We start from the raw sequence: 2,465 nt of genomic DNA, 5'->3' as shown, positions 1-2,465 counted from the left end.
GGACTGGATGTGGCTATAGGTTTCGGGGTTGCTGCGGGCGGCGTGGGCCAGGAGGGTGAGCTGCTGTTTGGCTTCCACGAGGTTCCCCAATTTGAGATCCACCAAAGCCAGTTGGTAGCGGGCCTTGAAACTTGTGGGATCCACCTCCACTGAGCGTTGGAAGGCAGCTCGCGCCTCCGCCAGCTTGCCTTGGCGAGCGTAGATCAGGCCGAGGTTAAAGGGCACGTCGGGATCCCGCTCACTGGGGAGAACCCTAGTTTTGTCTTCTAGCTCAAGGGCGGCCCGGTAGGCGTTAATAGCTAGAGTGTGAAAGCCCATCTGTAGGTAGCGGGCTGCATCTTCCTTGAGTTGAGCCACCGTCGGCTCCCCGGTGAGCAGATTCATAGGCGGCTGGGCAGAGGCGGGCAGTCCCAGCGCCCAGCTCAGCAGAAATCCCACAGCTTTCAGGCCGAGGACGGCGGCCTCTCTACTGCTACTCGCTGCCATGATCGGTTTCCTCCAGCCACCTCAACACCACTTCGTTCCACCCCTCCGGGCCGGGAAGGGGAGCTAACTGGATCCCTGGCCCCCCAAGGCGGATGGCCTCACTCCAGAGACTACCCGCAATTGGGCTGGGAAGCACGACTTTCCGCTCCGCCCAGCGCAAAAAGGCCAGATCGGGCAGGGAACAGCCAATGCCCAGAGCCCTGACCGGGCCCAAGTGTCTCTGGTAGCAGTCGAGAAGCAACCGCACCGCCTCTTCTCCAGGCCAGAAACTGGCTGCTGGGGTTGAATGCATCCACTTCCAGCCAGTGAGATACCAGTGCGAAGGGCTGGGAAGGTGGAGCTGACGCAGCCGCAGCTGGTGCTGGCTGAGGGTGGCCTCTTGTTGGGCAAAGGCTACTCTCAGCGTGGCTGGATCCCCGGAATAGCTGAAAATCTCGCTGTACTCGCGCTGTTGTGCCCGTTCTGCTTCCTCTAAAGGGATCCCGGTGGCCGCTGCCAGCTCTGAAGCCGTCCAGTCGCCAAATCCAATCAAGTCCAGCTGGAAATCTTGGCGCACCTGCTGCAGGATCTGGCGCAAGCGAGAATAGGGCAGCCCCAGGGCATACTCATAGTAGGGAGGGCGGTGTTGCCAGTGCTCATCCAAAATGCCTGTGGGAAAGTAATGTTCGGGAACATAAATGGCGGAGCCGTCCTCGCAGATGAAGGGATGCTCTAGGTGCAGTTGCCGACGCAGATGTTCCAGTTGAGCGCGGGTACGCAGGCTGTAGAGTACCAAGGGAATGGAGCGACGCTCCAGAGCCGCCAAAGCTTGCCGAGCAGCCCCATAGCTGTTGGACTCCAGATCCAAAAGGCTGCCATCCAAACTGGTGAGGACAAGTCGCATAGGTCCAGGAAGGGAAAAGGCACTGGCACCTGTGGAATTAGCTAGATCAGACGGCTCCTAGCCCGAGGAGTCCAAAGCGGATCCCTGGGGTCTAGGACACAGGCGGCCAGCATTCCCATCATCTAACAGCCTTGCCAGAAGTGAAGCGCCCGGAGTGGCCTTGCCAAAGGTTACGCCCTGCTGCCCCGCCCAGCCGCTACTAGCGGTAGAGCCCGGCTCCTAGCTTTGCTTTATGGCAGGGATCAGGTGCCAAAAGCGCGATCCCCAGCATCTCCCAACCCAGGCAGGATAAACCCTCGGTCGTTTAGACGCTCGTCAATCATGGCGCAGAAAATTTGCACCATCGGGTAACGGGATCCCAGTCGCTGCAGCCCTGGCGGAGCGGCCAAGACGCTGACAATTCTCACTAGGCTAGGATCTGCCCCCCGTTTTTTTAGCTCATCCAAAACCCAGAGCAAAGTACCCCCAGTGGCCAACATCGGCTCAGGGATGAGGATGCGCATCTGCGCAGGGATCTGCTCTGGCAGGCGATTGAGGTAACAACTGACCTGCAGCGTCTCCTCGTTCCGCACCAGGCCCACATGAAAAATCCGCGCCTGGGGCAAAAGGGCTTGACAGCCTTCCAGCATGGCCAGGCCAGCCCGCAGGATAGGCACAATGGCCAGCGGCACCTTGGGGTCAATGACTTCCGCTAGAGCCGGTTCTAAAGGCGTTTGCACTTGCACCTTCTGGGTTGGGATCCACTCCCGCATCGCTTCATAGGTCAGCCAGCGGCCCAACTCCACCAAGGCCGTGCGAAAAAGAGGCATGGGAGTCTCCCTGTCTCGGGCCACAGCTAGCCAGTGCCTAATGAGCGGATGGGGAGGGACGTAAACCCGCAGTTGCTGACTTGCCACCGAAGGATGCCTCAACCTGGGCGGTAGCATAGCGACTTGTGGGGGCAGAAGGCAAGCTTTTGCAAAACTAGGGCGAGATGTTGGCTGCCGGTGGACGCTAGCACAAGCTGGTGAACTTTTGAGGACCCAGCTGACGGTGGGGCAACCGAAGGCAGAAGTTACCCTTCAGGGGGCGGCAGGGATCGGAAGGAGCCCAAGGA

At 59.8% G+C, this 2,465-nt stretch carries 3 protein-coding genes; all 3 read right to left on the bottom strand.

All coding sequences use genetic code 11. From position 1 onward, the window contains the following. The coding region (locus NW827_RS07050; protein WP_414503484.1) for a tetratricopeptide repeat protein at positions 1-486 on the bottom strand (486 nt) is incomplete at its 3' end. Then, positions 473-1,369 (bottom strand): hypothetical protein, encoded by an 897-nt coding sequence (locus NW827_RS07045; protein ID WP_414404405.1) that lies wholly within the window; start codon positions 1,367-1,369, stop codon positions 473-475. The genes NW827_RS07045 and NW827_RS07050, both read right to left, overlap by 14 nt. A 242-nt stretch (positions 1,370-1,611) precedes the next feature. Beyond that, positions 1,612-2,295 (bottom strand): uracil phosphoribosyltransferase, encoded by a 684-nt coding sequence (gene upp, locus NW827_RS07040; protein ID WP_414404404.1) that lies wholly within the window; start codon positions 2,293-2,295, stop codon positions 1,612-1,614. Positions 2,296-2,465 lie beyond the last annotated feature (170 nt).

Source organism: Synechococcus sp. H70.1 (assembly GCF_047502705.1).
Lineage (GTDB): Bacteria > Cyanobacteriota > Cyanobacteriia > Thermostichales > Thermostichaceae > Thermostichus.
Note: the sequence above shows the minus strand (reverse complement) of the source record. Positions and strands in the feature narration are given on the sequence as shown.